Consider the following 2,086-nt stretch of genomic DNA (forward strand, 5'->3'; position numbering starts at 1 on the left):
ATAGAAATTAATCCATATAATGTTGAAGCTAATATTAATTTAGGAGATATATATATTATATTATTAGATCATGATAAAGCTTTAGAATATTATGAAAAAGCGGAAAAATATTCAAAGAATATTAATATTAAGTCTAATATAGATAAAATATATTATGGTATCGGATATATATCCTATCATAAAAAACTATATCTCAAAGCTTTAAACAATCTTATAAAATCTCATAAATTAGGTAACGAAGAGGCGTTATCAATAATAGAAAAAATAGATATGCCAGAAGCTAAAGAGTATATTAAAAACCGTAGGAAATTATAAACCGTCCCTGTTTAAAATCAAAGCAGTCAAACTATTTTTATTCATAAAAACCTGCTATTATTCTCTTTCAATTTATGACTGCAAAATTCTTTCATATACGGATTTAACCACTCTTCTCCGTCCGATTGAATTCTGTTCCTCATTTCATAATAGTATGGACTTTTTAATGACGGTATATCTCCCCAAGCTAAAAATGCATGACTATTATAACAGTGAGGTTCTAAACATTTTCTGCCTACGCATTTTAATTTTATAGCTTTCATATTTTCAAATATATTTTGATGCAAATTATTCGAATAACATTGACTTAAAATTCCGTTTCCTATATGCAGTATATAAGACCATTTTCCTGCATAGCAATATTCTTTTCTCTTTACTAAAAAAGTGCTTAATTTAAAACTAAACATTTTTGAATCGAAGCAAGACCATATTTTATTATATTCTTCTTTAGACAAATTGGTTAATATTTTTTTATTGTTCGTATTGTCTTCTCTCGCTACGGTTATATGTGGCAAAGCGCCAAAATTTTTTAATGAAAATTCTTTTATCTCGTCAATATATTCTATCAATTCGTCATAAGGAGTTATTTCCACGCTGAAAGAAACTCCCAAATCCTGCATAGATTTTATATTTTTTACATAATCTTCCAATTTATTTAATCTTTTAAGTTCGAGATAATGAAATGAAAATTTAAATGCCAAACGATAAAGTAAATTCTTTGGAAATTTAGAAATCTCCTCAAATCTCTTATTTAAAGAACCGTTTGTAATAATCCAAATATAATGTCCTTCCTCAAGCAATTCTTTCAAAAGTTCTATAATATATGGATGAAGTAAAGTCTCACCTCCGCCGCACATATTCAATAGACAAGTTCCGCCCAAACGTTCTTTTGACAACGCCTTTCTAACATCTTTAGCCGAATATTTAAATTCTGGGAGAGCGTCATTCCATCTATTGTTTTGGGTTATATAACAATAAGGACATCTAAAATTGCATGCGGTAATCGGTATATAACAATCTATAAATTTTTTAATTTTATCAAGTTTTATATCTTTTAAATCTTCTTCTTTATATGCAATATCATTAGTATTAGAATACTTATTATAAAATTCTCTGTAGGTCATTGTAACCCTCCTATTTGATTTTTTATATATTATATATCTTTTTTAAAAAAAACTTCAATATGAAATTATTAATATTAAATAGAAATAATATATATTATAAATATAACTTAAAAAATATTATTTAATAGAATTATACTCAAATTTATACTATTCTTATCTAAAACTATTTATTAATTAATATCTTTTATTTTAAAAATTTATCCCTAAACTTATTCCTCAATTTTTTAAAAGGTATCCACCATGCCAAACTATCCACAACCTTACCAATCTTACAATTCAATTTATCTAATCTATCTTCATAACAATTAATTTTATCTTTCAATTCGTTTATTTCATTAACAAAATAATCTTCCAAAAAATTTTCATTATTTCTTATATTATATAAATAAGGATTCAAATGAACGATTTTATCTCCAAATATATCGTCCTTAAATACTTTATATATTTCATATTCATCGGGCATTTCGTTTTTTGTATATTACGTTCCCCAATCTCTTAGATTCCAAAAGAAACATTCCGCCGAATACTTTTTCGATAGATTTACAAATTCTTTAGCGTCTCCTAAATTTATTTTTGAAACCACGAAAAATAAAAATATATTCTCAACTTTATTTTGTATAAATAAATAAAAGTATTCATTACTATAC

Annotated in this window: 3 protein-coding genes; 1 reads left to right on the forward strand and 2 read right to left on the reverse strand. The window is 25.1% G+C overall.

The window, feature by feature from the left end; translation table 11 throughout:
* Positions 1 to 315: tetratricopeptide repeat protein (locus ACR0QS_RS12980; protein ID WP_432633873.1), on the forward strand; the 315-nt coding region annotated here is incomplete at its 5' end.
* 41 nt (positions 316 to 356) lie between these two features.
* On the opposite strand, the gene ACR0QS_RS12985 is transcribed toward ACR0QS_RS12980, so the two are convergent.
* The gene (locus ACR0QS_RS12985) at positions 357 to 1,439 is read right to left on the reverse strand and encodes a radical SAM protein (RefSeq protein WP_432633874.1); all 1,083 of its coding nucleotides are present in this window, start codon (positions 1,437 to 1,439) and stop codon (positions 357 to 359) included.
* A gap of 184 nt (positions 1,440 to 1,623) precedes the next feature.
* The gene (locus tag ACR0QS_RS12990; RefSeq protein ID WP_432633875.1) at positions 1,624 to 1,902 is read right to left on the reverse strand and encodes a hypothetical protein; all 279 of its coding nucleotides are present in this window, start codon (positions 1,900 to 1,902) and stop codon (positions 1,624 to 1,626) included.
* Positions 1,903 to 2,086 lie beyond the last annotated feature (184 nt).

The organism is Brachyspira sp. (assembly GCF_050873525.1).
GTDB lineage: Bacteria > Spirochaetota > Brachyspiria > Brachyspirales > Brachyspiraceae > Brachyspira.

What these genes read in the sequence shown, in the direction of transcription:
- ACR0QS_RS12985 (WP_432633874.1), bottom strand. Translation starts at nt 1,439, where the DNA reads ATGACCTACAGAGAATTTTATAATAAGTATTCTAATACTAATGATATT.
- ACR0QS_RS12990 (WP_432633875.1), bottom strand. Translation starts at nt 1,902, where the DNA reads ATGCCCGATGAATATGAAATATATAAAGTATTTAAGGACGATATATTT.